Genomic DNA, 23,644 nt, shown 5'->3' with positions numbered 1-23,644 from the left:
TGCTCGATTGTCATTTTTGACAATGTACACAATAAAAAGTCGACCGCTGTCCCTGCTTGATCTGACGAATCTCTGCCCCACAGTTGCGGCAAGGCACTCCAGCACGATCATAGACGAAATATGTCTGTTGGAAATAGCCCGATTGCCCATTTACAGCAATAAAGTCACGCAAAGTGCTGCCTCCTTGCACAATAGCCTCAGAAAGGATAAGGCGGATCGCCTCGGCCAGCCTGTTGTAGCGTTCCCGGCCGATGCGCGCGGCCGGCGTTTTCGGACTGATTCCTGCCCGAAACAGGCTCTCGCACGCGTAGATATTGCCCACGCCCACCACGATGTCGCCGGCCAGCAGCACCTGCTTGATCGGCGCCGAGCGCCTGCGCGTTTCGCGGTACAGCAATTCGCCCGAAAAACCGGCTTCCAGCGGCTCGACGCCGAGGCCGCGCAGCAGGATGTGCTGGTCGAGTTCGCCATCATCGCCGGGGTGCCACAGCACGGCGCCGAAGCGGCGCGGGTCGTTCATGCGCAGCACCTGGCGCCCCGCGTCGCCCTCGACCACGAGGTCGAAATGGTCGTGTTTCTTCACTGCGGTATCCGGCGGCAGCACGCGCAGGTGGCCGGACATGCCCAGATGGATGATCAGGGTGCCATGATCGAAGGCGATGAGCAAGTATTTGCCGCGCCGTCCCGTGTGCAGGATGCGCTGTCCGGCCAGCAAATCGGACAAACCCGGCGGAAACGGCCAGCGCAGTCCCTCCCTGCGCGTCAAGACGCTATCGACGATGCGGCCATCGATATGGGGTGCGACGCCGCGGCGGGTGACTTCGACTTCGGGCAGTTCAGGCATGTCGGATAGGCAAATTTATGTTTGTGACGGTGCGGCCCCGTACGCGAAGCTGGCGTTGGGCGTAGAATCGGAAATAATCGCTGTCATTCTGGAACCACCTTGAAAAACGCTTTCGTCATTGTAACCCTGTCCGGACTGCTCTCGGCGTGCGCCGTGGCGCCAACGCCTCACGCTCCCGCCCTGGCGGGCGCCGCGGCCGATGCCCAGGCGGACGCCCCCGCGCCCGCCGCCACGGCCGAACCCCTGCCGCCGGCCGCCGAGGTCCTGGCCGAAGGCGAACGCGCGTCCGCGCCGGACGAGCCATCTGCGGACCTGAAGCTGCCGCACGTGGCACTGAGCAAGGAAATGCTCTACAAGCTGATGAAGGCCGAGCTGGAATTTCGCGGCGGCACCTGGCAGGGCCCGTACATGACCCTGATGGCCCTGGCCCAGCAGACGCGCGACCCGCGCCTGGCCCAGCGCGCCGCCGAAATGGCGCAGGCGGCCCGGAAGGGCAGCGAAGCGCTGGCCGCGATCCGCCTGTGGCGCGAACTGGCGCCCGAATCCGACGAAGCCGGCCAGTACTACATCGCCGCTTCCGTCATGGCCGACGACCTGGGCGAGGCGGGCGAGCTGTTCGCGGCGCGCCTGCGCGATGCGGCGCCCGCCAACCGTGGCATGGCCATGTACCAGATCCAGCAACTGCTCACCCGCGCCAAGGACAAGGCCGCCGCCGGCGCGCTGCTCGAGCGCCTGCTCGCGCCGTACATCGCGATGAGCGAGGCGCGCGTGGTGCTGGCGCAGTCGGCCTACGCGCGCGGCGCCAATGACGAAGCGCTGGCCCATGCGCAGGAAGCGCTGCGCATCAAGCCCGATTCCGAAATCGCCGTGCTGACCCTGGCCCAGGTCAGCGGCGAGCAGGGCGACGTCGGTTCCTTGCTTGCCAAATTCCTCGCCGCCAATCCCGGTGCGCGCGAAGTGCGCGCGGCCCTGGCCCGCATCCTCGTCACGCAAAAGCAGTACGAGCCGGCGCGCAAGGAGTTTCTTGCCCTGCTCAAGGAGCAGCCGGACAATCCGGGCACCCTGTACGCCCTCGGCATCCTGTCGATGCAGCTGTCCGACCCGGCCGCGGCCGAAACCTACCTGGCCGGCTTCATCACGGCGCTCGACAAGAACCCGGGCGACGAGCGCGATCCCGCCAAGGTGCTGATCATGCTCTCGCAGCTGGCCGAAGAGCGCGGCGACCTTGGCGCCGCCCGCGCATGGCTGGAAAAAATCGAGCCGGAAGACGCGCCGGCCTGGTTCTCGGCGCAGTTGCGCAGCGCCCAGCTGATGGGCAAGCAGGGCGACCTGGACGGCGCACGCGCCTTCCTCGACGCCCTCAAGGCCGAGGAGCCTGCCCAGCAGGTGCAAGTGGTGCTGGTGCAAAGCCAGGTGCTGCGCGACGCCGGCAAGATCGAAGAGGCTTACGCGGTGATGGAGCGGGGCGCGGCGCGCTTTCCCTCCAACCCCGATTTGCTGTACGACTTCGCGCTGCTGGCCGAAAAACTCGGCCGCGTCGACGTGATGGAAAAAAACCTGCGCATGGTGATCGCGCAGGCGCCCGACAACCACCACGCCTACAATGCGCTGGGCTACTCGCTGGCCGAGCGCAATGTGCGCCTGGACGAAGCGCTGGCGCTGATCGACAAGGCCCTGAAAATGGCCCCGTCCGACCCCTTCATCATGGACAGCATGGGCTGGGTCCAGTACCGCCTGGGCAACCTGAACGAAGCCGAGGCGCACCTGCGCCGCGCCTACGCCTTGCGCAACGATGTCGAAATCGCCGTGCACCTGGGCGAAGTGCTGTGGCACAAGGGCCAGAAATCCGACGCCCAGCAGCTGTGGCGCGAAGCGCGTGCCAAGGACCCCAAGAACGACACGCTCAAGAGCACGCTCGCGCGCCTGCAGCTCAAGCTGTGATGGGTCATAATGCCGCGCATCTCCCTTACGCTGCCGGATTGCCATGATGCTCAGATCTAAAACCCGCTTCCTTGCCCTGGCGTGCGCCGCGCTGCTGTCGGCCTGCGTCACCGCGCCCACCAACCTGTCCAGGGCCAGCGTGGCCGCCTACCGCGAAGCCATCGAGCTGAATGGCCGCCTGACCGTGAACTACCAAAAAGACGGCCAGACCGAGACCCTGACGGGCAAGTTCGCCTGGAACCAGACTCCCGCCGCGGTCAACGTCAGCCTCGCTTCGCCGCTGGGCCAGACCATCGCCACCATCAGCGTCACGCCCGATTCGGCCACCCTGACCCAGGGCGACCGCGCCCCGCGCGTGGCGCGCGACATCGACACCCTGACCGCGCAAACGCTCGGCTGGTCGCTGCCCGTGTCGGGCTTGCGCGACTGGCTGCAGGGCTACGCCACCGGCGCCGACGGCCAGCGCTTTACCGCCTCGCCGGCCGCCAACACGGTCACCACCGCCGATGGCTGGCGCCTGACCTTCGTGAGCTGGCAAGACCCGGACGCGGCCAAGCCGGTGCCCAAGCGTATCGACGTCGCCAGGGTTGCCAGCGCCACCGTGGAAGCGATGGAAATCCGCATCGTGATCGACCCGCAAGGCTGATATGCGCGCTACCCGCCTGCATGACTGCCCGGCCCCGGCCAAGCTTAATCTTTTCCTGCACGTGAACGGGCGCCGCGCCGACGGCTACCACCTGCTGCAAACCGTGTTCCAGATGGTCGACCATGGCGACGTGCTGCACTTCGACCTGCGCGCCGACGAGCGCATCGTGCGCACCACGGACGTGCCGGGCGTGCCGGAGCAGGGCGACCTGATCGTGCGCGCGCTGCTGCTGCTGCAAGCGGCCTACGCGCGCCGCCACGGCCACCTGCCGCCCGGCATCGACGTGGCCATCGACAAGCGCCTGCCGATGGGTGGCGGGCTCGGTGGCGGCTCCTCGGACGCGGCCACCGCGCTGATGGTGGCCAACGCCCTGTGGGAGGCCGGCTTGTCGCGCGAGGAACTGATGGCGCTGGCCCTGCCGCTGGGCGCCGACATTCCGTTTTTCATCTTCGGCCAGACCGCCTTTGCCGAAGGCGTGGGCGAGGCGCTGCAGCCGGTGCAGGCCCCCGATTGCTGGTATGTGGTCATCGAACCAGGGGTCGCGGTACCCACCGCAGCGATATTTTGCTCAGAGCATTTGACAAGGGACACGAAACCCGTCAGAATAGCGGACTTTTCCAGGCACACCATGAATCGAACAGATTCGACGGGGTTCGGAAGAAATGATTTGCAAGCAGTGGCAGTGAGTCTGTTCCCGCCGGTAGCACAGGCGATCGACTGGCTCTCGGCTCACGGTGATGCCAGGATGACTGGCTCTGGAGCGTGTGTGTTTTGCGCGTTTTCCAGCGAAATGGACGCTGACACGGTACTTCAACAAGTGCCCGGCATCTGGACCGCATGGAAAGCAAAAGCGCTGATGCATCATCCTCTCAACACGGTGTTGCAAGTTAGTGCGGTTATAGAATAGAATTTGGCCTGGCGTTGTGTTTGACGATAAAATGTCAAGTGTGACGACAAGCAGTCAGTTGCGTAGGGGAATCGCCAAGCTGGTTAAGGCACTGGATTTTGATTCCAGCATACCAAGGTTCGAATCCTTGTTCCCCTGCCATTCGTTTTGCCTGGTCTGTCGATGCGAAGTCAGCGTCCAGCAGGCGGACTCGGTGGCCTCGCTCTCGCGAGTCACTTGTTAGCTTAGCGTCAGCCGGCCGGTTCTGTCCGGCGACATTCAAAGAAATCAACGCTTACCTCTTGGGACTCCCATGGCTTACGAAAACCTGATGGTTTTTACCGGCAACGCTAACCCTGCGCTGGCAGAAGGAGTCGCAAAGAATCTGGGCATCCCTCTCGGCAAAGCTGTCGTCTCCAAGTTCTCGGATGGCGAAGTCATGGTCGAAATTAACGAGAATGTCCGCGGTAAAGACGTTTTTGTCCTGCAATCGACCTGCGCACCGACCAACGACAGCCTGATGGAAATCATCCTGATGGTCGACGCCTTGAAGCGCGCGTCCGCCGGCCGCATCACCGCAGCGATCCCTTACTTTGGTTATGCCCGCCAGGACCGCCGTCCGCGTTCGGCGCGCGTGGCCATCTCGGCCAAGGTCGTGGCCAACATGCTGGAAAAAGCCGGTGTCGAGCGCGTCCTGATCATGGATCTGCACGCCGACCAGATCCAGGGCTTCTTCGATATCCCGGTTGACAATATTTACGCATCCCCGATTCTGCTGGGCGACCTGCAAAAACGCAATTACGACGACCTGCTGGTCGTTTCGCCGGACGTCGGCGGCGTGGTGCGCGCACGCGCCCTGGCAAAACGCCTCGGCTGCGACCTGGCCATCATCGACAAGCGCCGCCCGAAGGCGAACGTGTCGGAAGTGATGAACATCATCGGTGAAGTTGAAGGCCGTAACTGCGTCATCATGGATGACATGGTCGACACCGCCGGCACCCTGACCAAGGCCGCCGAAGTGTTGAAAGAGCGCGGCGCCAAGAAAGTGGTGGCGTATTGCACGCACCCGGTGCTGTCGGGTCCCGCGATCGACCGCATTTCGGCCTCGCCGCTCGATGAACTGGTTGTCACCGACACGATTCCCCTGTCGGCCGCCGGCCTGGCTTGCGACAAGATCCGCCAGCTGACCTGCGCACCGCTGCTCGCTGAAACGTTCAAGCGCATCAGCAAGGGCGACTCGGTGATGTCGCTGTTTATCGACTAAATACAGTCGCCAGACATACCCGATTCGCAGGGTGGCAAGGCGGGAACCGAGCGTTCCTGGCCCTGCCACCCTGAAGTTTATTTCAGTACCAATTTTTCCGGACACGCTAGCGTGGCCGTTTTCGAGTGCCCCTGGTCGCGGGGGCGCTCACACCGCAGGGCGATCAAGCCCCGCACTTTTTGGAGTTTCACATGAAAGTTATCGCATTCAATCGCAATCTGCAGGGGTCCGGAGCGAGCCGCCGCCTGCGTATCGCTGGTCAAACCCCAGGTATCGTCTACGGTGGCGCTGAAGCCCCGGTCATGATCCAACTGGACGGCAACGCTCTGTACCACGCACTGAAAAAAGAAGCGTTCCACGGTTCGGTCCTGGAAATGGAAATCGACGGCAAAACCCAGCCAGTGCTGCTGCGCGACTTCCAGATGCACGCATTTAAGCAATTGGTCCTGCACGCTGACTTCCAGCGCGTCGATGCCAACAGCAAGCTGCACAAGAAAATCGCCCTGCACTTCGTGAACGCCGACGTATCGCCAGCAGTCAAACTGCACGGCGCTATCGTCTCGCACGTGCTGCAAGAGTTGGAAGTGTCCTGCCTGGCAACCGATCTGCCAGAGTTCATCACCGTCGACCTGACCACCATCGATGTTGGTCACTCGATCCACGTTGCTGACCTGGTCCTGCCAAAAGGCGTGACCGCGATCACCCACGGCAAGAACCCAACCGTTGCTACCGCTGCAGTTCCAGCTGGCCACGTGGCGGCTGACGCTGCTGCTACCGCTGAAGCCGCACCTGCTGCTCCAGCTGCCAAAGGCAAAAAGAAGTAATCATTCGCGCGCCGCTGCGGCGGCGTGTTGGAGAAAAACCCGCTTGGCCTTGCGCCCAGCGGGTTTTTTATCGTCTGTTATCCTTGCACTCCATTTTGATAATTTAGAACACCATGCCCATTCGCCTGATCGTCGGCCTCGGCAACCCCGGCCCCGAGTACGAACAGACCCGCCACAATGCCGGTTTCTGGCTGGTCGACAACCTCGCCAACAGCCTGCCCGGTTGCCGCCTGCAGCGCGAGACGCGCTTTAACGCCTTCGTGGCGAAAACCTCGGTGGCCGGCCACGAAGTGTTTTTGCTCGAACCGCAAACCTATATGAACCGTTCCGGACAATCGGTGGGTGCTCTGGCGCGCTTTTACAAGATCAATCCAGACGACGTGCTGGTCGTGCACGACGAGCTCGACCTGGCGCCCGGCGCGGTCAAGATGAAGAAGGGCGGTTCCAGCGGCGGGCACAACGGCCTGAAAGACATCACGGCGGCGCTCGGCACCCAGGATTACTGGCGCTTGCGGCTCGGCATCGGCCATCCGCGCACGCTCGGCTCGCAGCAGCCGGTGGCCGACTTCGTGCTGCACCGGCCGCGCAAGGAAGAACAGATCCTGATCGAGGAAGCCATCGACAAGAGCTTGCGCATCCTGCCGCTGGCGGTCGAAGGCAAGTTCGATATCGCGACGATGCAGCTGCACACCGCCTGAAGTGGCGTTTCAGCCGCCCTTGACGATGATCTGGCTCTTGAGGTCGCGCATCATGCGTTCGAGCAGCGGACGCAGGCGCACGTAGTCGGCCGGCGTGCAGATCATGCCGGCATGGCGGAAGCGCACGTTGCGCCGGACCAGCACCGTGTTGGCCTGGCGCGTGTAACTGGCCTGGTACGACAGGCCGGCATCGTTCAGAGACAGCGCTTTCGGCAGCGCCATGATGCGGATGCCGGGCGCGAACGCGATTGCCGTGTCGTCGGCGGCATCGATCCCGGGACAGATAAAGTCTTGCGTGCGGGTTTTTTCCTGCGCCATGCTGGCGACCGACTCGCCCAGTCCGCCCCAGAAATTGAAGCTGGTCGCCACCCCGGCCGGGCCCGGCAGGTCGGCGAAATTGTCGCTCACGCCGCTAAAGCCCATGCGGTACTCGTCGCCGGCGCCGTCGAGCAGGCCGGCATCGAATGCACCATCGCCGTGCTGGCCCAAGGCGAGCAGCGTGCGCTCGACGAACAGGGCGCGTTCGGCCGGCGCCGTGTCGCGCACCGCCTGGCGGTAAGGCTCGGCGATTGCGCCGCCGGCCGTGCGCACCACCTTGAAACTGCCGCGGCCGTTCTTGCCGACCTCGAAGCGTGCCAGCGTGCGGTTTGTCTCCGGCTGCATGGACGGCGTCTGCGCCAGCTTGCCTGTCTTGGCCAGCAACACTGGTTTACCGAGCGCGGCCGGCGGCAGATAGCCGGCGGAAACCGCATCCGAGGTGGAATCGAGGTACAGCTCGAGCGCGGGAATGTAGGTGATCACGTGGTTGAAGATGCCCAGGGTGGGCGCATCCGGCAGGCGGTAGGCATTGCCGCTGTTGATCAGGGCGGCGCTGCTGTCGATGCCGCTTGCGGCCAGCAGCGCTTCGAGCAGGATTGCATGGTCCTTGCAGTCGCCGTAACGGTTGTTCAGCACCGTGGCGGCCGCATGCGGCACCACGCCGCCGGCGCCGGTGTAGACGGCCACGTAGCGGATATGGCGGCGCACCCATTCGGACAGGGCCAGCGCTTTCGCGCGCGGGGTGTCGAGACCGGCCGTCAGTTCGCGCGCCAGCGCGGCGATGGCCGGGGTAACGGCGGCTTGCTCCTGCGCGCGCGTATGGTAAGCGCGTGCAAAGGCGGCGTAGTTGGGGAAGGTGGACACCGCCAGCCGCTTGCCGTAATCGAGATAGCTGACCGACTCCGCCTCGATGCGCCGGTTCGGCCCGCTGACGTATTGCCACTGATACAACTGGCGTCCGGGTGCGCTGCTTGCCGGCACCGGCACGAAGCCGGCCGCATCCGCATACAGCAGCATCGAGGAAGGCATGTCGTAGATCAGGTGAAACTGCTTGCTGGCGTAAAACTGGGACGAGGACAAGTCCTCGAAATGCCCGGGGAACAAGGCGGTCTTGCGCTTGAGGACGTAGCGCACCGCCACCTTGTCGCCCACCGCGACGTCGGAAAACACCACGATTTTCAGGCGCGTATCCTGGAACATGGGCGCGTCGCCCGAGGCCGGCTCCTGCTGGTCCTTGACCTGTTCCGGCGGTACCGCGACGCGCCGGCCGTCCGGCTTGATGGTGTAGGCTTCGACCTCGCCGACTTCGTCGAGGCTGGTGTTATAGCTGATGTAGTACTGGCTGTGCGCCTGCACCGCGCGCGCCAGGACGATGGTTTTGACGTTGTCGACCGTGAGGCGGTAGCTGCCGTCGGTGTCGACCACGAAGTGCTGGATGTATTTGTCGACCACCATCGAGGGATCGGTTCCGGTATCGGGGGCGGTATCGGCAGTGGCGGCGGCTTTGGCGTTGACAATAAGGAGGAGGGCGCTCAATACTGCGGCGAGGCAAGTGGGCATGAAGGGCTCCGGATGAGGCATCAGCGGCCCATGTTACGCAGGCTCATGCTTCCGGATTTGACTTGTCGCAATCGCGCTCCGGTGGCGGGCATTAAGCTGGCCCGCGGCAGCCCGCATTGGGAAGTGCCGGGTGCGTGGCCAGCGTCTTTCGCGCTTGTTGCCTGCTTCGTTCAACCTATACTGACGACTTAAAGGAGGCAACCATGTCCGATATGAAGGCGCCATCCGCAAAGCCAACGGCTTTGGTCCCCACAGCACAGCCGAAGCCGGTTGCCGATGCAGCTGAGCGGGCCGATATTGCTGTAACGCAGTCGTATCGAAGCGACCCGCAACAGCGAATCGACCTCATCCGCGATGGCATTCCGGCTGCTCGCGTCAGCCAATTATCCTCACGCATGGGAATGAGCAAGGAACAACTCATTCATAGCCTCCGGCTTTCCCGCGCGGCCATCAAGCGCAAGGAAAGGGACGGGGCATTGCTGTCAAGCGATGAGTCCGAACGTGTACTGGGTGTCGAGACCCTCATTGGCATGGTGCAGAGTATGGTGGAAGAGTCAGGTAACCCGGAGGGCTTTGATGCGGCGCGCTGGCTCGCTACCTGGTTAGTCCAGCCGCTACCGGCGCTGGGCGGTGCAACTCCCGCCAGTTACATGGACACGTTTGAAGGTCAAAAACTGGTCGCCGGGCTGTTGTCCATGATGCAGAGTGGCGCATACGCATGACGGTGTCGCTATGGCGGATCGCAGTCGAGGCAGCAAGCTATTCAGCGAACGATCTCAGCGGAACCGGCGCCAGGATGATGGGAGGGCGCTGGAATAGCAAGGGCACGCCTGTCGTTTACTGCGCCACCAACATTGCGCTGGCCACGCTCGAAACAGTGCATTACCTCCGCAGTGGCGGCTTGCCGTTCAACCGCTACCTGGTGCGTGTCGATATTCCCGATCACGTATGGGATCGCCGCGCGGTGCTCGATCCCTTGCCGGGAGGCTGGGATGCGGTACCGGCCGGACGTGGCAGCACGGCGGCCGGGGAGCGCTGGGTTGCTTCCGCGGCGTCGGCACTGCTTCAGGTGCCATCGGTGATTGTTCCGGACGAGTTCAACGTGATAATCAATCCCGTACACCCGGATGCCGCCGGTATCAGTGCAACAACGCTCAAGCGCTGGATATACGATCCCCGGTTCTTTCCCTGATGTGCGCGCGGGTTGGTTCACCGCCATGCGCTCCTGCGAGCATGCGACTTGCCGCAACAGACGACTTGTCGCCATAATCATGGCATGCACGCACTTTCCTTCCACGCCGGCCCGCACGCGCTGGCCCACATCCGCCAGCACGGCCTGCGCGCGCGCGACATCGCCGTCGTTCCCGCCGCCGCCGGCGGCCCCAAGGGCCTGATCTTCCAGTCGCTCGACCAATGGCTGTTCGGCGACTGGTTTCCGCAATCACCGCGCGAGCGCGCCCTGATCGGCGCTTCGATCGGCGCCTGGCGCATGGCGGCCGCTTGCCAGGCCGATCCGGTCGCCGCGCTGGCCCGCTTGGGCGAGCTGTACTGCGGCCAGCGCTACACCGCCAAACCCTCGCCGCAGGAAATCCACGCCGTCTGCCGCAATCTCCTGCACGAACTGGTCGGCGGGCACGAGGCGCAAGTGACCGCTCACCCTCACCACCGCCTGCACGTCATCGCGGCGCGTGGACGGCGCGCGCTGGCGGAACCAGCCCACCGGCGCGCCGAAGCGACCGGCTTTGCCGCCGCCGCACTGCTCAACCTGGCCTCGCGCGCCAGCCTGGGCCGGGTGGCCGAACGGGTCGTCGTCGGCGATGCGCGCGGCGCACCAAGCTGGATGCCGGCCGGCTTCGACAGCTTCACCACCCATTTCGCCACCCTCGACAGCAGCAACCTGGCCGACGCCCTGCTGGCCTCGGGCACCCTGCCCATGCTGATGCCGCCGGTGCGCACGATTGCCGGCGCCCCGCCCGGCGCCTACTGGGATGGCGGCCTGATCGACTATCACCTGGCGCTGCCCTACTCGAACCTGGCGCCGGGCGAGATCGTGCTGTATCCGCACTTCAGCGAGCACATCGTGCCCGGTTGGCTGGACAAGGCGATGCCGTGGCGGCGCATGGCGCGCGGCGCCCAGCGCGGCTGGCTCGACAATGTGCTGCTGGTCGCGCCGACCCCGCATTTCCTCAGCACCCTGCCGCGCAGCAAGTTGCCCGACCGCAAGGATTTCACTTTCTATGGGCTCGACCACGACGCGCGCATCCGCAACTGGCAGCAGGCGATCGGGCAGGGACAGCGCCTGCGCGACGAGTTCGCCGCGTTCGTCGATCAACCCGACCTGTCGCGCATCCAGGCATTCTGAAGGGCAGCTTGATCCTGCGATGAGCATCGCCGTCTCCGCCTTGGAAAGGTCGGCGGCGGGCGTCGTTTTCCCTGCTGGGATAAACTTTCGCTGAAGCCGCCGAGCGTCGACGCGGGCAGATGCGGCCGAGGAGACGTATTTCAAGAAGTTGGCGAGCAGCTATGCACTACTGACGCCGGCAGCCATCACGGCATTGTTGAAATCAAGCGATTTTGTGGAGATATGCCATGAGGAATGCTAAACCGGCGACTGCAAAGCCCGCCAAGGCCGCAAACAAGCCAGCGGCAAAATCCGCGCGACCCGAAAGAATGCAGAAAGCCGACGCCTTGGCGGCGATGGCAGTAGCCGCCCCTGCGGGCCAGGCGGTGAAGGCCCATAAAACGGGCGCTGCCATGAAGAGTGCTTCCACCGCGCGGGCGCGGCCCCACCGTAGCGACGCGTTCGAGGCGATCCACAGCGCTGCGGCCGCGCTCCATTCAGTCGGCATTATCGACAAAAAGACGATGCGCGAATTTGACGAGAGTTGCTTTACCCCGCCGAATTTCACTGCGCGCGACGTGCTGCGCATCCGCACACAGGAGAACCTCAGTCAGGAAGTTCTGGCGCGCTATATGGGGATAACGAAGTCGACCGTGGTCAAATGGGAGTCGGCGTACAATATTCCAAGCCCAATGGCACAACGGTTGTTGAAAGTCATCGACGAACAAGGCATTAACGCGATTGCCGAAGCGCCAGGACGCCGCACTGGGCGTGCTTAGGCCGAAAACCCAGGAGGGCGTGCTTGACCCGGTCCGACGGCCGGGCGCCGCGATTGCCGTCCTGACTGCCGCCGCGCTCGGGCATGGCACGCCCAAACCGGGTTTTTGCGGCCCCCGGCCCCGTCCAAGGTTACAATATGGGGTTTTGGGGCTTGCCTGTTTGAGCGCCCCTCGTCCATCGAACTAGAAAGTCTTCCCATGAGTCTCCAATGCGGCATCGTCGGCCTGCCTAACGTCGGCAAGTCCACCCTCTTCAACGCGCTGACCAAGGCCGGCATTCCGGCCGAAAACTATCCGTTCTGCACGATCGAGCCGAACGTCGGCGTGGTCGAAGTGCCGGACCCGCGCATGGCTGCGCTGGCTGACATCGTCAAGCCGGAACGCATGGTCAACGCCATCGTCGAATTCGTCGACATCGCCGGCCTGGTCGCTGGCGCGTCGAAGGGCGAGGGCCTGGGCAACCAGTTCCTGTCGCATATCCGCGAAACCGACGCCATCGTCAACGTGGTGCGCTGCTTCGAGGACGACAACGTGATCCACGTGGCCGGCAAGATCAGCCCGCTGGACGACATCGAAGTCATCCAGACCGAGCTGGCGCTGGCCGACATGGGCACCGTCGAAAAAGCCATCCACCGCGAGAACAAGAAAGCCCGTTCCGGCGACAAGGATGCCGCCAAGCTGGTCGCGCTGATGGAACGCATGATGCCGTTCCTGAACGACGCCAAGCCGGTGCGCGCGATGGGCCTGGATGCGGAAGAAATGCTGCTGATCAAGCCGCTGTGCCTGATCACCGCCAAGCCAGCCATGTACGTGGCTAACGTGTCCGACACGGGCTTCACCAACAACCCGCTGCTGGACCAGTTGACCGCCTACGCCAAGGGTCAGAATGCCCCGATCGTCGCCATCTGCGCCGCCATCGAGTCCGAAATCGCCGACCTCGACGATGCCGACAAGGGTGCGTTCCTGGCCGACATGGGCATGGAAGAGCCAGGTCTCGACCGCCTGATCCGCGCCGCCTACAAGCTGCTTGGCCTGCAAACTTACTTCACCGCGGGCGTGAAGGAAGTGCGCGCCTGGACCATCCACGTGGGCGATACCGCGCCGCAAGCGGCCGGCGTGATCCACACCGACTTCGAACGCGGCTTTATCCGCGCGCAAACTATTGCCTACGATGATTTTGTCGCGTACAAGGGCGAGGCCGGCGCCAAGGAAGTGGGCAAGATGCGCGCCGAAGGCAAGGAATACGTGGTCAAGGATGGCGATGTGCTGAACTTCCTGTTCAACGTCTAAGCCGATTGCCGGATGTCGCCGCCTGTCGGCGCATTCCGGTGAAAAACAAAAGCCCCGTGCATCCTTGTGATGGCGGGGTTTTTTCATGCCGCAATGGTTTTCCGCACCCGAGCGCCAAGGCCCATGGCCCGATGCTGTGACACGCGTCATGGGCGCCCGAAAGTAACAACCTACAATCAATAATCGATTGGCAACAGCATCCCGGCCCGGCACCACGGCGCCGGCGGCAGGCGGCATGGCTTGACTGCGAACGGAACGACAACGATGGTCATTGCGGACTCCCCCCTCGACAAGGATGCAGCCGGTACGGTGGCGCAGTGGGACGTGGCCTATAGCCAGCTGGTCGCGCGCATCAGGCTGGTGCTGACGGTGTCGGCGGTCCTGGTCGCCGTTCTCGACCACCCCGGCCCGGACCGCGCCAACCTCACCGCGCTGCTGGTCCTGTCCGTTTATGCCACGCTGTGCGCGGCTGTCTATCTGTTTCCCCAATGCCAGCCGCGCTGGACCCGCGGCAAGCTGCGCCACCGGCTCGACGTGGCCGTGTCGGCGGCGGTGGTGGCGGCGGTCGGCCCGGCCGAGATTTTTCCGCTGGTCTTCCTGCTGTTCGCGATCGTGGTCGCCTCGCTGCGCTACGGTCTGGCCGAAGGCGTGCGCGTCACCATCGCCACCGTCCTTCTGTACTACGTGGCGGCCATCATCACGCTGCCCGACGTGGCGCCGGCGCGCCTGCTGCTGCGCGCGGCCGTGCTGCTCGCTTTCGGCCGCGTGATCGCCCAGCTGGGCGAAATGCACATCCTGGCGGCGCGCCGCCAGGCACTGCTGCGCGAACTGAGCCAGGTGGCCAATCCGCGCTTCGGCATCGACCGCAGCATGACCGCCGCGCTGGAGCGGGTAAGGGCGTTTTTCATGGCCGACAGCTGCCTGCTGCTGCTGGGCGACCACGACAGCGGCGGCCACGCGCTGCGCACCGTGCGTGGCCGCGGCCCGGCGGTCGCACCGGCCGACCCGATCGACCCGGCCCTGGCGCGCGTCATGCTGCCCGAGCCACATACGCAGGTGCTGCTGTTCACGCGTGCGTGGCGCTGCTGGCGCGCCTTCGGCGGCTGCGCGCTCGGTCATGGCGGCGAGCCCCCCGCCTGGGCGCCGCACGACCCTGCCCGCCTGGAGGAAGTGGCCGACCTGCTGGGCGCCACCTCGTTCATCAGCGCCCCCGTGAGCTTTGGACGCGGAAAGGGCCGCATCTACGTGGCCACGCGCCTGCGCCACCTGGGCCGCGGCGATGCACTGTTCCTGGCGCGCATCGCCGAACAGGGCTTGCGCGCCATCGACCGCATCGATCTGCTGGACCGCATCGCTTCCGACGCGGCCGGCCTGGAGCGCAAGAAGATCGCGCTCGACCTGCACGACACGGCCATCCAGTCCTACATCGGCTTGCAGCTGGGCCTGGTCGCCCTGTGCCGCAAGGCCGAGCCCAGCAATCCGCTCGCCCCCGGCCTCGACAAGCTGGTGACGATGGCGGCCGAGGTCATCGCGCAGCTGCGCGACGAGGCCCAGCGTGCCTGCGGCGCGGCTCCCGCCGACGACGCCATGTTCCTGGCCGCGCTGCGCCGCCAGGCGGCCCGGGCGCTGGCGGCGTACGGCGTCGAGATCGGCATCGATGTCGGCGCCAACGTCACGCTCGGCGACCGGCTCGGCGCGGAAGTGCTGCAGATCGTGCGCGAAGGCATCAGCAACGTTTGCCGCCACACCGACGCCACGGCGGCCACGGTGGCGCTGCGCTGCAGCGGCGCCATGCTGCACATCGACATCGTCAACCCGCACGGCGGCAATGCGCCGCCGGCCTTCCAGCCGCGTTCGCTCAGCGAGCGCGCCAGCGCCCTGGGCGGCGCCGCCTCCGTGCGCCAGGGCGGCGCCAACGACACCATTGTCACCGTGGAGATTCCATTATGAAAAGTGAAGCACAGGACGACTCCGGCCCGGTCAAGGTCATGCTGGTGGAAGACCACCAGACCATGCTGTGGGGGCTGCAAACCCTGGTCGACGCCGAACGCCCGCGCATGACGGTGGTGGGCACGGCGCGTACCTGCGCCGAGGCGCTGTCCGGCGCCGCGCAACTGGCGCCGGACGTGATCCTGCTCGACCTCGACCTGGGCGGCGTGTCCACCATCGAGTTCCTGCCCGAACTGCTGGCCAATGGCGTCTCGCGCGCGCTGGTGCTGACAGCCGCCCACGATCCCGACCTGCTCGACCTGGCGGTGCGGCGCGGCGCGCGCGGCATCCTGCACAAGGAAGTGACGGCCGAACAAGTCATCAAGGCCATCGCCAAGATCCACCGCGGCGAACTCTGGTTCGACGCCGACACCATGGACCGCGTGTTCGGCCAGATGCTGGGCTGGCGCCGCGCGTTGCGAGCCGACCCGCCCGAGGAAAAGCACGCCGCCCTGACCGCGCGCGAACGCGCCATCGTCAGCGCCGCCGTCGAACACAGCGGCAGCGCCAACCACGAGGTGGCGCAGCGCCTGTTCATTTCCGAGCACACCCTGCGCAACCATCTGAGCTCAATCTACCGCAAGCTCGACGTCCCCAACCGGCTCGGCATGTACGTGTACGCGATCCGCCACGGCCTGGTCCAGCCCCAGTCCCAGCCCGGCCAGAGCGGCCAGCGCCACGAGCGCCTCAATGGGCACTGAGCACCGGCATGATGGTGCGCACGATGATGATCATCGCCGGCCCCAGCACCACCATGATGATCGCCGGGAAGATGAACAGGGCCAGCGGAATGAGCATCTTGGTCGGCACCTTGGCCGCGTGCTCTTCGGCCCGCACCTGGCGCTTGTGGCGCAAGTCTTCCGAAAACACCCGCAGCGATTCGCCGATGCTGGTGCCAAATTTATCCGACTGCGCCAGCATCGTGGCGAAGGTGCCGACTTCCTCGATGCCGGTCCTTAGCGCCAGGTTGCGCAGCGACTGGGCGCGGCTGGCGCCGGCCCGCATCTCCAGGTTGGTCAGGTGCAGTTCCTCGGCCAGCGCGCGGCTGCTCATGCCCATTTCATCGGCCACCCGGGTCAGTGCGGCGTCCAGGCCCAGGCCCGCTTCCACGCACACCAGCATCAGGTCGGCGGCATCGGGGAAGTGCTCGAAAATCTCGCGCTTGCGTTCGCGCAGGCGCAGCCACAGCGCCACGTTCGGCAGGTAGCAGCCGGCCAGCGCCGCGATCCCCAGGTTCATCAGCACCGTCATTTCGTCCATGCCGGTGAAGGCGCGCAGCAGCAGCCAGGTAGCGCCCGCGAACACCAGCGGCAGCACCGTCTTGAGGCCGAAATAGATCAGGCGCGCGTCGCTGCGCCGGATGCCGGCATTGATGAAGCGCAGGCGCAGGGGCGAACTTTCCCAGTCGCCGGCAGGCGCCAGCACGCGCGCGAACGGGCCGACCGCTTGCGCCACGGTGGCGCTCCAGTCGGTTGCGGCGGCCGGATTGCCGATCGCGTCCAGGCGCCGGTCGAGGCGGCTCGGCACGAGCAGCAGGTACAGGCCGGCGATGGCGGTGGTGACGGCCAGGCAGACCAGGGCAGCGAGCACGAACATGATGATCCCCTTTTCAGATACGGATACGAATGATGTGACGCAGCAGCAAGATGCCGAACGCCATCGAAATGAGCATGCCGCGCACCAGGCTCTGGCCCAGCGGGTCGGTCCACAAAGGCGCCATGAAGTCCGGGTTGAACACGCTCATCAAGCCACCGATGGCGAACGGCAGCAGCGACAGCAGCCAGGCCGACATGCGGCCCTCGGCCGAGAGCACGCGCACATGCCAGAACAGCTTGAGGCGCTGGCGGATCAGGCGGCTCAGGTTGGCCAGCACCTCGGTCAGGTTGCCGCCCGAATCGCGCTGGATCAGCACCGCCACCACGAAGTAGCGCAGGTCGGTGATCGGCGCGCGCACGCTCAGGTTGCCCAGCGCCTGTTCGAGCGAGACGCCGAAGTTGATCTCGTCGTGCACCAGCCGGAATTCGCTGGCGATCGGCTCGGCCATTTCGTCGCCGATCATCTGCAGGCCGGCCCCGAAAGCGTGGCCGGCGCGCAGGGCGCGCGCCAGCAGGTCGAGCGCGTCGGGCAATTGCTGCTCCAGTTTGGTGAGGCGGCGGCGGCGCCGGCGCTGCAGGTACGCCAGCGGCAGCCAGGCCACCACGCCCGCCACCAGTGCACCGGCCATGAAGGGCTGGTGCAGCAGCCCCGTCACCAGCAGGAAGCTGGCCGCGCCCAGCGCCACGCAGGCCAGCAGCAGTTTCGAGACGGTCCAGTTCAGGTTCGCCTGCAGCAGATAGCGGTCGAGCTGGTGGGCGCGCGGCAGGCGCAGCAACAGGCGCTGGAACAGCGGCAGCTCGCTCATCATGCGCTCGCGCAGCAGGTGCGACTGGGCCGAACTGTCGCCCGCCGCCGACAGGGCGTTGAGGCGATGTTCGATCTTCCTGGCCTGCGGTCCCTTGTAGGTCTTCCACATCAGGTAGAGCCCCTCGAACAGCAGGACCACCGCGATGAATACCAGCACCGACAGCAGCGGCGAAACGGGAGCGCCGGCGCCGGCGCCGTTGACTTGACTGAGCATGATGGCCTCCTACTGGTAGCGGCGGGTGCTGTCGAACATGGCGTCGGGCAGGGTCACGCCGAACGCGCGCAGGCGGTCGCTGAACTTGGGGCGCACGCCGCTGGCCTGGAAGTAGCCTTCGACGGCGCCGTCGGCGGCAACGCCGGTCTGGCGGAAGGCGAAGATTTCCTGCATGGTGATGATGTCGCCTTCCATGCCGGTGATCTCCTGAATGCTGGTGATCTTGCGGCGCCCGTCGATCAGGCGCAGGCCCTGGATCACCACCGTGATGGCCGAGGCGATCTGCTGGCGCGCCGCCTTGTGCGGCAAGTTCAGGTTGGCCATGCCGATCATGTTTTCCAGGCGCGAGAGGGCGTCGCGCGGGTTGTTGGCGTGGATGGTGGTGAGCGAGCCGTCGTGGCCCGTGTTCATGGCCTGCAGCATGTCGACCGCCTCGGCGCCGCGCACCTCGCCGATGATGATCCGGTCCGGACGCATGCGCAGCGCGTTGCGCACCAGCGCGCGCTGCGTGATTTCGCCCTTGCCTTCGATGTTGGCCGGGCGCGTCTCCATGCGCACCACGTGCGGCTGCTGCAGCTGCAGTTCGGCCGCGTCTTCGATGGTGACGATGCGTTCGGCCGGCGGAATGAAGCCGGACAGGATGTTGAGCAAGGTGGTCTTGCCGGCCCCGGTGCCGCCGGCGATGATCATGTTGACCTTGGACTTGCACAGCCCTTCGAGCACGGTCGCCATGTCGGGCGTGAGGCTGTGCAGGTCGTGGATCAGGTTATCCATCTTCAGCGGAATGTGGGCGAAGCGGCGGATCGACATCATCGGGCCGTCCAGCGCCACCGGCGCGATCACGGCATTCACGCGCGAGCCGTCCGGCAGGCGCGCGTCGACCATGGGGCTCGATTCGTCGATGCGGCGCCCCACCAGCGAGACGATCTTGTCGATGATGCGCAGCAGGTGCTTTTCGTCGGTGAAGCGCACCGTGCTCAGTTCCAGCCGGCCCTTGCGTTCCACGAAAATGCGGTTGTAGCTGTTGACCAGGATGTCGGAGACGGTCGGATCGGCCATCAGCAGTTCCAGCGGGCCGAAGCCGAGCATCTCGTGCTGGATGTCGCGGATCAGCGAACGCCGTTCCGATTCGTTGATCGCGGCCTGCTCCTCGTCGAGCAGGCGTTCGGCCATCACCGCGATTTCGCCGCGCAGCATGGGCCCCGGCAGCGCTTCGAGCGCGGCCAGGTCGAACTTGTCGAGCAGTTTCAGGTGGATGCGCCCCTTGATGGCGTGGTAGTCGTCGCTGGCGCCGGAGGCGGCCACGCGCATGTCGGCCTGGCTGTCGATGGCATTGAGTTGTTCACGGAAGGACATGGGATTCTCCTGAGTGGCGTCCTAACAGGCGGCCGGTAAGGCGGCCGAACAGGCGCGCCGGCGTGCCGTCCTGCGCGGTGTGCGCGGCCTGCGGACGCGTCATGAGCGCTTCGGCCAGAGCGGCCACGCCGTGCAGCACCGGATTGGCGCGCGCGCTCGCCGTCAGGGGCTCGCCATGGTCGATCGCCGCGGTCACCTGCCTGTACGAGTTGGCGACCGTGTGGATCGCGAACTTGCCCAGTGCCCGTTCGATCTCGGCCACGCCGATCGGTCCCTTGCGCTCGAAACGGTTGACGATCAGCTCGATCTTGTCGGCGCCGTAATCGAGCGACTTGAAAATGGCCAGCATCTTCTTGGCGTTGCGGATCGACGCCAGGCCGGCCTGCAGCACCGGATAAATGCGGTACGCGCGGTCGAGCGCCTTGATGCTCAGGGTGGTCACCGGGCGCCCGATATCGAGCACCACGTAGTCGTAGTGCCGCACCGCCAGCGCCAGTATCGCGTCCACGTGCGCCGCGCTGATCTCGACCGCCTGGGCATGGTCGTCGGGCGCGGCCAGGATGCTGAAATTGGGCGTCACCTTGACCGTGCTGGCGGCCAGGAAGGAAGAGTCCAGGCGCGCGATGGCGCGCGCCACGTCGGCCAGGGTCGATGCGGGACGGCCATCGTGCACGAACGCGAGCGCGTCGCCGAACTGCAGGTTCAGGTCGACCAGCAGCACGGAACGGGTTTGCGCCAGCTGGTATCCCAGGCTGGTGGCGAGGAAGGTGGCGCCGCTGCCGCCCTTGCAGGAAATGAAGGCGAGGACCTTGCCTTCGCTGTGCGCCTGGGCGTTGCGCAGCTTGGCGCCGATGCGCAGCAGCGCCGCCTCCAGTTCGGCCGGCGCGAGCGGTGCCGGCAGCACCTCGCGCACCCCGGCGCGCATGGCGTTGATCAGGAAGTCGGGCGTGCAGATCGCGCACAGCAGCACCACGGCGATGTGCGGATGGCCGCTGGTGAGCGCGCCGATGGCGGCCAGGCCCGCGCTGTCGGCGCAGCCGTCGACCAGCATCAGGTCCGGCTGGTCGCGCCCGGCCAGCGCCAGCAGGTCGCCGGCGCCGCCGACGGTGGGCAGCACCACGTGCGCGCCGCCCTGCAGCAGCTGCCCGATCTCGTTGATGCGTAGTTTGTCGGGCGATACGATGGCAATTTTCATGGCGAGTTCCTTGGTTGGGTTTTTATTGGCAGATGAGCGCGTTATTGGGATCGCGCCGCATCATTTCGCGCGGCAGATAGGTGCTGAACGCGGGCAGCGCGCGCACCGGCATCACCACCCCGACCACCGGCGAGAGCCAGCGGTAGTGCAGGCTGGTGACGGTCACCGTCACCCCTGCGCAGCTGGCGGCGTCGCAGCCGGACGGCTCCCACGCCAGCGCCACCGCGCCGATTTCGGGCACCATCATGCGCATCTTCTGCAGTACCTGCCCCTGGTTGGCCGGGTCGGCGCACACCACCGCGTAGCGCGCGCCGGCGCGGGTGGCCTCGGTGGCCGCGTTCCAGGTGAACAGCATGCGCGCCACGTCGGTCACGCCGAGCAGGAACATGAAGAAGAGCACCAGCACGAACGCCAGTTCGATCGTCGTCGCGCCGTTGCGGGGGGCTGTTTTCCTGGTTTTCATAATGGGCTGCGCATGGTGGCGCTGATATCGTTGAAGGAAATGACCGCGAACCTGGCCCCGAACATATTGGCCATCAGCGGCCGGAACTGGTAGCCCGATACCCGGATCGTGACGGTGTTCATCAGCGGATCGCTGCCGGCCGTCTGCCAGGTCGGCGCCGGCACGTTGGCCGCCGTCAGCGCCGGGTCGAGCAGCGTGCCGGTGCCGGCCACGTTCCCGTACAAGATCATGTTGCGCGCCTCGACGACGTGGGTGCCCGGCGTTTGCACCGACAGGTAGCGCACCGCATTGCGCACGGTCTTGGCGGTGGTGTTGTAGCGGTAGACGGCGCGTCCGAGTTCGGCGCACACCAGCGAGAGAATGAGTAGCAGCGGCAGCACGAACGCGAATTCGACCAGGGCTACGCCTTGTTGACGTTTTTTCATGGCGTTCACCTCACCAGTACCGGTACCAGCGGCCCGGCCGCGCCACCGGGCGTGCCGCCCGGCGAACAGGGCGAGGCCGCGATCCCTGCCAGGCCGCGAAACTCCAGCTGGGCCGGGTCGTTCGGGCCGCTCAGTGGATGCAGCATGAACATGCACACGAAGTCGGTGACCTGGGACGCGCCATTGATCACCGGGACGATCACCAGGCGCCGGCTGGTGCCGTACTGGCGGTGCTCGCCGGCCGCGCCGGGCGTGGCCAGCTTGTGGAAGCTGTTCAGGCGGTTGTTGTCGTTGAAGGCGATCTGCGACCCGGTCTTGATGCTGGTGCCGGTGTCGGCCAGCGAGGCATAGGCGGCGCGCTTGGTGATGTAGTTCTGGGCGCTGGCGTGCGAGCCGGGTGCGGGCGTGCCGGCAAAAGCGTTCTGCGGCACCGCGTTCTTCCAGTTGGCGGCGGTGTAGGAGTAACCGCTTTGGTCGGGATGGTTCAGGGCGGGGGAATCGCTGTTCTTGTAGACACCGAAGCGGAAGTTCCATGGCCGGTCCACGCTGGTTTGCGCGCCCGGGGTGCCGAGCGTGTCGCCCAGGCGTGTGCCGCAGTAGCCTCCTTCGGCCAGTTCGGCGGCCGTTTCGCTGGCGCTTTTGCTGCCATCGAGGTTGTACCAGCCCATTTCGCCGGCCGACGCAGCCGCGCCGCCCTTGTCGAACACGGTCACCCATTCGCCGACCAGGAAACCGTAGTTGTTCGATGGCGTGCCGCCCACCTTGGCCTTGATCGCCACCGGGATCGGGCAGGTACTCTGGGCGCTGCCGCGCGTGGCGACCGCGCTGGCCAGCACCGCGCGCGTGGACGGATTGGCGGTGCCGTTGCCGGCAAACGTACCCAGCGCGTGCAGCAGCCACATTCTTATCCCGCTCTGGCGGTGCTCGCACTGCGCGTAGCGCGCGCTGGCGGGAGCGGTGGTGGGCATGTAGCCCTGGTCGCGGAAGCTGATGCCGGTCTCCGGCAACTGGCCCTTGCCGTCCCAGCTCGCCGACTGCAGGTTGACCCGGTTCAGATTGGCCGCGGTGGTGCCGGCCCGGCGCGCCCGCGCCAGTGCGCTCGACTGGCCGTCGAGCTCCTGGGCCGCGGCCAGGGCGCAGCTGTCCATGGCCGTCTGCAGCTCGGTCTTGACGATGAACAGGCGCCCCAGGTCGAAGGCGATGGCGACAAACCCCAGCAGGAAAAACAGCAGGAAGCAGACCGTCAGGATCACCGCGCCGTGCTGGCGCTGGCGAACTGCGTATCGATTGTGCGGGATCATGGTTTTCATCCAAAAAATGACGGGCCGCGGGCAGGCCGCGGTCCGTCGGCTGGTGGGTCAGGCGCAGGCGCCGCCGGTCAGGCAGGACTCGACGCGGGCAATGAAGCCGGAAAAGCTGGTGCCGGTGAGATTGCGCAGCGCGACCACCAGGATGATCGAGACGACGGCGATGATCAGCGCGTATTCGACCACCTGGGCGCCTTCGTCGTCGCGCAGGAAGGAGCGGATGCTGCGGCTGGCGTTGTTGAGCAGGGCGTTCATGGTATGGACCTTTCAGTTGTGTTATCGGGAAGGGGTTGCTGGTACGCCGGGGATCAGGTGCAGGCGCCGCCGGTCAGGCACGATTCGACGCGGGCGATGAAGCCGGAGAAGCTGGTGCCGGTGAGGTTGCGCAGCGCCACCACCAGGATGATCGAGACGACCGCGATGATCAGCGCATACTCGACGACCTGGGCGCCTTCGTCGTCGCGGGCGAAGGATTGGACCGACTGGCTTATCGATTTCAAAAAAGTGTTCATTTGACGTACCTTTCATGTGAGATGGAGGGACAAACATGCCCGCCCCTGCGGGCGGGGTACTGCTCCGGACGGCGGCCCCATGGCCGCTGCCAGATCCTGTGGCGAGCCTGCCGGCTCACCTGGCGGCGGGGCCGCCGATGTTGATGACGTTGACCACCGGCGGCGGCGCCTTGAAGCTGTCCTGGTAGCGCGTCATGGCGTCGCGCGCGGCCTGGCCGTCGATGCCGGCCACCGGGTCGGGCGTGGCGCCCGCCTGCGGGTCGATGGTCATGGCGCTGCGCGCCTGGCGCACGGCGTCGCCGAAACGCGCCTCGTAGCGGGGGGCCGTGGCGCAGCCGGCCAGCATGGCCAGCACGGGCAGCGCGGCGCGGCAAATGAGTGTGTTCATG

At 65.7% G+C, this 23,644-nt stretch carries 25 protein-coding genes and 1 tRNA gene; 14 read left to right on the top strand and 12 right to left on the bottom strand.

From position 1 onward, the window contains the following. Positions 1 to 10: 10 nt before the first annotated feature. Positions 11 to 844: a bifunctional DNA-formamidopyrimidine glycosylase/DNA-(apurinic or apyrimidinic site) lyase gene (gene mutM / locus RBA41_RS15165; protein WP_306624894.1), complete on the bottom strand. Its 834-nt coding sequence runs from the start codon at positions 842 to 844 to the stop codon at positions 11 to 13. 99 nt (positions 845 to 943) lie between these two features. Here mutM and RBA41_RS15160 point away from each other — a divergent pair, with 99 nt between their 5' ends. The 7 genes from RBA41_RS15160 to pth all read left to right on the top strand — a co-directional run bounded on the left by RBA41_RS15160 (position 944) and on the right by pth (position 7,103). Then, the gene (locus tag RBA41_RS15160; protein WP_306624892.1) at positions 944 to 2,785 is read left to right on the top strand and encodes a tetratricopeptide repeat protein; all 1,842 of its coding nucleotides are present in this window, start codon (positions 944 to 946) and stop codon (positions 2,783 to 2,785) included. Positions 2,786 to 2,828: 43 nt separating this feature from the next. Further along, positions 2,829 to 3,431: an outer membrane lipoprotein LolB gene (locus tag RBA41_RS15155; protein ID WP_306624890.1), complete on the top strand. Its 603-nt coding sequence runs from the start codon at positions 2,829 to 2,831 to the stop codon at positions 3,429 to 3,431. Position 3,432: 1 nt separating this feature from the next. Beyond that, positions 3,433 to 4,338: a 4-(cytidine 5'-diphospho)-2-C-methyl-D-erythritol kinase gene (gene ispE / locus RBA41_RS15150; protein ID WP_306624888.1), complete on the top strand. Its 906-nt coding sequence runs from the start codon at positions 3,433 to 3,435 to the stop codon at positions 4,336 to 4,338. A gap of 64 nt (positions 4,339 to 4,402) precedes the next feature. Then, positions 4,403 to 4,479, top strand: a tRNA-Gln gene (locus tag RBA41_RS15145). Positions 4,480 to 4,630: 151 nt separating this feature from the next. Then, positions 4,631 to 5,581 carry a ribose-phosphate pyrophosphokinase gene (locus RBA41_RS15140; protein WP_054265879.1) on the top strand — a complete coding sequence of 317 codons (951 nt, stop codon included), beginning with the start codon at positions 4,631 to 4,633 and terminating at the stop codon, positions 5,579 to 5,581. Positions 5,582 to 5,772: 191 nt separating this feature from the next. Continuing rightward, the gene (locus tag RBA41_RS15135; protein ID WP_306624887.1) at positions 5,773 to 6,405 is read left to right on the top strand and encodes a 50S ribosomal protein L25/general stress protein Ctc; all 633 of its coding nucleotides are present in this window, start codon (positions 5,773 to 5,775) and stop codon (positions 6,403 to 6,405) included. A gap of 113 nt (positions 6,406 to 6,518) precedes the next feature. Further along, the gene (gene pth / locus RBA41_RS15130; protein WP_099873876.1) at positions 6,519 to 7,103 is read left to right on the top strand and encodes an aminoacyl-tRNA hydrolase; all 585 of its coding nucleotides are present in this window, start codon (positions 6,519 to 6,521) and stop codon (positions 7,101 to 7,103) included. A 9-nt stretch (positions 7,104 to 7,112) separates the two neighbouring features. Here pth and RBA41_RS15125 read toward each other — a convergent pair whose 3' ends face one another. Next, positions 7,113 to 8,981 (bottom strand): DUF3857 domain-containing transglutaminase family protein, encoded by a 1,869-nt coding sequence (locus RBA41_RS15125; protein WP_306624885.1) that lies wholly within the window; start codon positions 8,979 to 8,981, stop codon positions 7,113 to 7,115. A 203-nt stretch (positions 8,982 to 9,184) separates the two neighbouring features. On the opposite strand from RBA41_RS15125, the gene RBA41_RS15120 reads away from it, so the two are divergent. From RBA41_RS15120 to RBA41_RS15090, 7 genes are all read left to right on the top strand, one after another. Then, positions 9,185 to 9,703 carry an Xre family toxin-antitoxin system antitoxin gene (locus RBA41_RS15120; protein ID WP_306624884.1) on the top strand — a complete coding sequence of 173 codons (519 nt, stop codon included), beginning with the start codon at positions 9,185 to 9,187 and terminating at the stop codon, positions 9,701 to 9,703. Further along, positions 9,700 to 10,173, top strand: a complete 474-nt coding sequence (locus RBA41_RS15115) for an RES family NAD+ phosphorylase (RefSeq protein ID WP_306624882.1) — start codon at positions 9,700 to 9,702, stop codon at positions 10,171 to 10,173. The genes RBA41_RS15120 and RBA41_RS15115 overlap by 4 nt, the downstream gene beginning before the upstream one ends. Positions 10,174 to 10,257: 84 nt before the next feature. Further along, a complete protein-coding gene (locus RBA41_RS15110) occupies positions 10,258 to 11,343 on the top strand; it encodes a patatin-like phospholipase family protein (RefSeq protein ID WP_306624880.1) in 1,086 nt (361 codons plus the stop codon). A 227-nt stretch (positions 11,344 to 11,570) separates the two neighbouring features. Beyond that, positions 11,571 to 12,101 carry a helix-turn-helix domain-containing protein gene (locus RBA41_RS15105; protein ID WP_306624878.1) on the top strand — a complete coding sequence of 177 codons (531 nt, stop codon included), beginning with the start codon at positions 11,571 to 11,573 and terminating at the stop codon, positions 12,099 to 12,101. Between the two features lie 198 nt (positions 12,102 to 12,299). Further along, complete coding sequence (ychF, locus tag RBA41_RS15100) at positions 12,300 to 13,391, top strand: redox-regulated ATPase YchF (protein WP_099873880.1); 1,092 nt, start codon at positions 12,300 to 12,302, stop codon at positions 13,389 to 13,391. 264 nt (positions 13,392 to 13,655) lie between these two features. Continuing rightward, on the top strand, positions 13,656 to 15,341 hold the full coding sequence (locus tag RBA41_RS15095) for a sensor histidine kinase (RefSeq protein WP_306624877.1): 1,686 nt from the start codon (positions 13,656 to 13,658) through the stop codon (positions 15,339 to 15,341). Next, on the top strand, positions 15,338 to 16,081 hold the full coding sequence (locus RBA41_RS15090; protein ID WP_306624875.1) for a response regulator: 744 nt from the start codon (positions 15,338 to 15,340) through the stop codon (positions 16,079 to 16,081). The genes RBA41_RS15095 and RBA41_RS15090 overlap by 4 nt, the downstream gene beginning before the upstream one ends. Here the strand turns inward: RBA41_RS15090 and RBA41_RS15085 are convergent. The 10 genes from RBA41_RS15085 to RBA41_RS15040 form a co-directional block, all read right to left on the bottom strand. Then, a complete protein-coding gene (locus RBA41_RS15085; RefSeq protein WP_306624873.1) occupies positions 16,068 to 16,976 on the bottom strand; it encodes a type II secretion system F family protein in 909 nt (302 codons plus the stop codon). The two genes, RBA41_RS15090 and RBA41_RS15085, sit on opposite strands and share 14 nt — an antisense overlap. 13 nt (positions 16,977 to 16,989) lie before the next feature. Further along, on the bottom strand, positions 16,990 to 17,997 hold the full coding sequence (locus RBA41_RS15080; protein ID WP_306624872.1) for a type II secretion system F family protein: 1,008 nt from the start codon (positions 17,995 to 17,997) through the stop codon (positions 16,990 to 16,992). A gap of 9 nt (positions 17,998 to 18,006) precedes the next feature. Continuing rightward, on the bottom strand, positions 18,007 to 19,353 hold the full coding sequence (locus RBA41_RS15075) for a TadA family conjugal transfer-associated ATPase (protein WP_306624870.1): 1,347 nt from the start codon (positions 19,351 to 19,353) through the stop codon (positions 18,007 to 18,009). Then, positions 19,340 to 20,548 carry a CpaE/TadZ family protein gene (locus tag RBA41_RS15070; RefSeq protein ID WP_306624868.1) on the bottom strand — a complete coding sequence of 403 codons (1,209 nt, stop codon included), beginning with the start codon at positions 20,546 to 20,548 and terminating at the stop codon, positions 19,340 to 19,342. Before RBA41_RS15070 ends, RBA41_RS15075 begins: the two co-directional genes overlap by 14 nt. Positions 20,549 to 20,570: 22 nt before the next feature. Continuing rightward, entirely contained in the window at positions 20,571 to 21,011 is a 441-nt protein-coding gene (locus tag RBA41_RS15065) for a TadE family protein (protein WP_306624866.1), read from the bottom strand. Continuing rightward, positions 21,008 to 21,436 carry a TadE/TadG family type IV pilus assembly protein gene (locus RBA41_RS15060; RefSeq protein ID WP_099882000.1) on the bottom strand — a complete coding sequence of 143 codons (429 nt, stop codon included), beginning with the start codon at positions 21,434 to 21,436 and terminating at the stop codon, positions 21,008 to 21,010. Before RBA41_RS15060 ends, RBA41_RS15065 begins: the two co-directional genes overlap by 4 nt. A gap of 5 nt (positions 21,437 to 21,441) precedes the next feature. Then, entirely contained in the window at positions 21,442 to 22,737 is a 1,296-nt protein-coding gene (locus RBA41_RS15055; protein ID WP_306624864.1) for a pilus assembly protein TadG-related protein, read from the bottom strand. A 57-nt stretch (positions 22,738 to 22,794) separates the two neighbouring features. Beyond that, complete coding sequence (locus tag RBA41_RS15050) at positions 22,795 to 22,998, bottom strand: Flp family type IVb pilin (protein ID WP_099873887.1); 204 nt, start codon at positions 22,996 to 22,998, stop codon at positions 22,795 to 22,797. A 53-nt stretch (positions 22,999 to 23,051) separates the two neighbouring features. After that, complete coding sequence (locus tag RBA41_RS15045) at positions 23,052 to 23,255, bottom strand: Flp family type IVb pilin (RefSeq protein WP_306624863.1); 204 nt, start codon at positions 23,253 to 23,255, stop codon at positions 23,052 to 23,054. 115 nt (positions 23,256 to 23,370) lie between these two features. After that, positions 23,371 to 23,643: a hypothetical protein gene (locus RBA41_RS15040; protein WP_306624862.1), complete on the bottom strand. Its 273-nt coding sequence runs from the start codon at positions 23,641 to 23,643 to the stop codon at positions 23,371 to 23,373. Position 23,644 lies beyond the last annotated feature (1 nt).

Origin of the sequence: Massilia scottii (assembly GCF_030846495.1) — a bacterium.
Classification (GTDB): Bacteria; Pseudomonadota; Gammaproteobacteria; order Burkholderiales; family Burkholderiaceae_D; genus Telluria_A; species Telluria_A violaceinigra.
This window is presented reverse-complemented; position numbering and strand designations above follow the sequence as displayed.

What these genes read in the sequence shown, in the direction of transcription:
- mutM (WP_306624894.1), bottom strand. Translation starts at nt 844, where the DNA reads ATGCCTGAACTGCCCGAAGTCGAAGTCACCCGCCGCGGCGTCGCACCC.
- RBA41_RS15155 (WP_306624890.1), top strand. Translation starts at nt 2,829, where the DNA reads ATGATGCTCAGATCTAAAACCCGCTTCCTTGCCCTGGCGTGCGCCGCG.
- ispE (WP_306624888.1), top strand. Translation starts at nt 3,433, where the DNA reads ATGCGCGCTACCCGCCTGCATGACTGCCCGGCCCCGGCCAAGCTTAAT.
- RBA41_RS15140 (WP_054265879.1), top strand. Translation starts at nt 4,631, where the DNA reads ATGGCTTACGAAAACCTGATGGTTTTTACCGGCAACGCTAACCCTGCG.
- RBA41_RS15135 (WP_306624887.1), top strand. Translation starts at nt 5,773, where the DNA reads ATGAAAGTTATCGCATTCAATCGCAATCTGCAGGGGTCCGGAGCGAGC.
- pth (WP_099873876.1), top strand. Translation starts at nt 6,519, where the DNA reads ATGCCCATTCGCCTGATCGTCGGCCTCGGCAACCCCGGCCCCGAGTAC.
- RBA41_RS15125 (WP_306624885.1), bottom strand. Translation starts at nt 8,981, where the DNA reads ATGCCCACTTGCCTCGCCGCAGTATTGAGCGCCCTCCTCCTTATTGTC.
- RBA41_RS15120 (WP_306624884.1), top strand. Translation starts at nt 9,185, where the DNA reads ATGTCCGATATGAAGGCGCCATCCGCAAAGCCAACGGCTTTGGTCCCC.
- RBA41_RS15115 (WP_306624882.1), top strand. Translation starts at nt 9,700, where the DNA reads ATGACGGTGTCGCTATGGCGGATCGCAGTCGAGGCAGCAAGCTATTCA.
- RBA41_RS15110 (WP_306624880.1), top strand. Translation starts at nt 10,258, where the DNA reads ATGCACGCACTTTCCTTCCACGCCGGCCCGCACGCGCTGGCCCACATC.
- RBA41_RS15105 (WP_306624878.1), top strand. Translation starts at nt 11,571, where the DNA reads ATGAGGAATGCTAAACCGGCGACTGCAAAGCCCGCCAAGGCCGCAAAC.
- ychF (WP_099873880.1), top strand. Translation starts at nt 12,300, where the DNA reads ATGAGTCTCCAATGCGGCATCGTCGGCCTGCCTAACGTCGGCAAGTCC.
- RBA41_RS15095 (WP_306624877.1), top strand. Translation starts at nt 13,656, where the DNA reads ATGGTCATTGCGGACTCCCCCCTCGACAAGGATGCAGCCGGTACGGTG.
- RBA41_RS15090 (WP_306624875.1), top strand. Translation starts at nt 15,338, where the DNA reads ATGAAAAGTGAAGCACAGGACGACTCCGGCCCGGTCAAGGTCATGCTG.
- RBA41_RS15085 (WP_306624873.1), bottom strand. Translation starts at nt 16,976, where the DNA reads ATGTTCGTGCTCGCTGCCCTGGTCTGCCTGGCCGTCACCACCGCCATC.
- RBA41_RS15080 (WP_306624872.1), bottom strand. Translation starts at nt 17,997, where the DNA reads ATGCTCAGTCAAGTCAACGGCGCCGGCGCCGGCGCTCCCGTTTCGCCG.
- RBA41_RS15075 (WP_306624870.1), bottom strand. Translation starts at nt 19,353, where the DNA reads ATGTCCTTCCGTGAACAACTCAATGCCATCGACAGCCAGGCCGACATG.
- RBA41_RS15070 (WP_306624868.1), bottom strand. Translation starts at nt 20,548, where the DNA reads ATGAAAATTGCCATCGTATCGCCCGACAAACTACGCATCAACGAGATC.
- RBA41_RS15065 (WP_306624866.1), bottom strand. Translation starts at nt 21,011, where the DNA reads ATGAAAACCAGGAAAACAGCCCCCCGCAACGGCGCGACGACGATCGAA.
- RBA41_RS15060 (WP_099882000.1), bottom strand. Translation starts at nt 21,436, where the DNA reads ATGAAAAAACGTCAACAAGGCGTAGCCCTGGTCGAATTCGCGTTCGTG.
- RBA41_RS15055 (WP_306624864.1), bottom strand. Translation starts at nt 22,737, where the DNA reads ATGATCCCGCACAATCGATACGCAGTTCGCCAGCGCCAGCACGGCGCG.
- RBA41_RS15050 (WP_099873887.1), bottom strand. Translation starts at nt 22,998, where the DNA reads ATGAACGCCCTGCTCAACAACGCCAGCCGCAGCATCCGCTCCTTCCTG.
- RBA41_RS15045 (WP_306624863.1), bottom strand. Translation starts at nt 23,255, where the DNA reads ATGAACACTTTTTTGAAATCGATAAGCCAGTCGGTCCAATCCTTCGCC.
- RBA41_RS15040 (WP_306624862.1), bottom strand. Translation starts at nt 23,643, where the DNA reads ATGAACACACTCATTTGCCGCGCCGCGCTGCCCGTGCTGGCCATGCTG.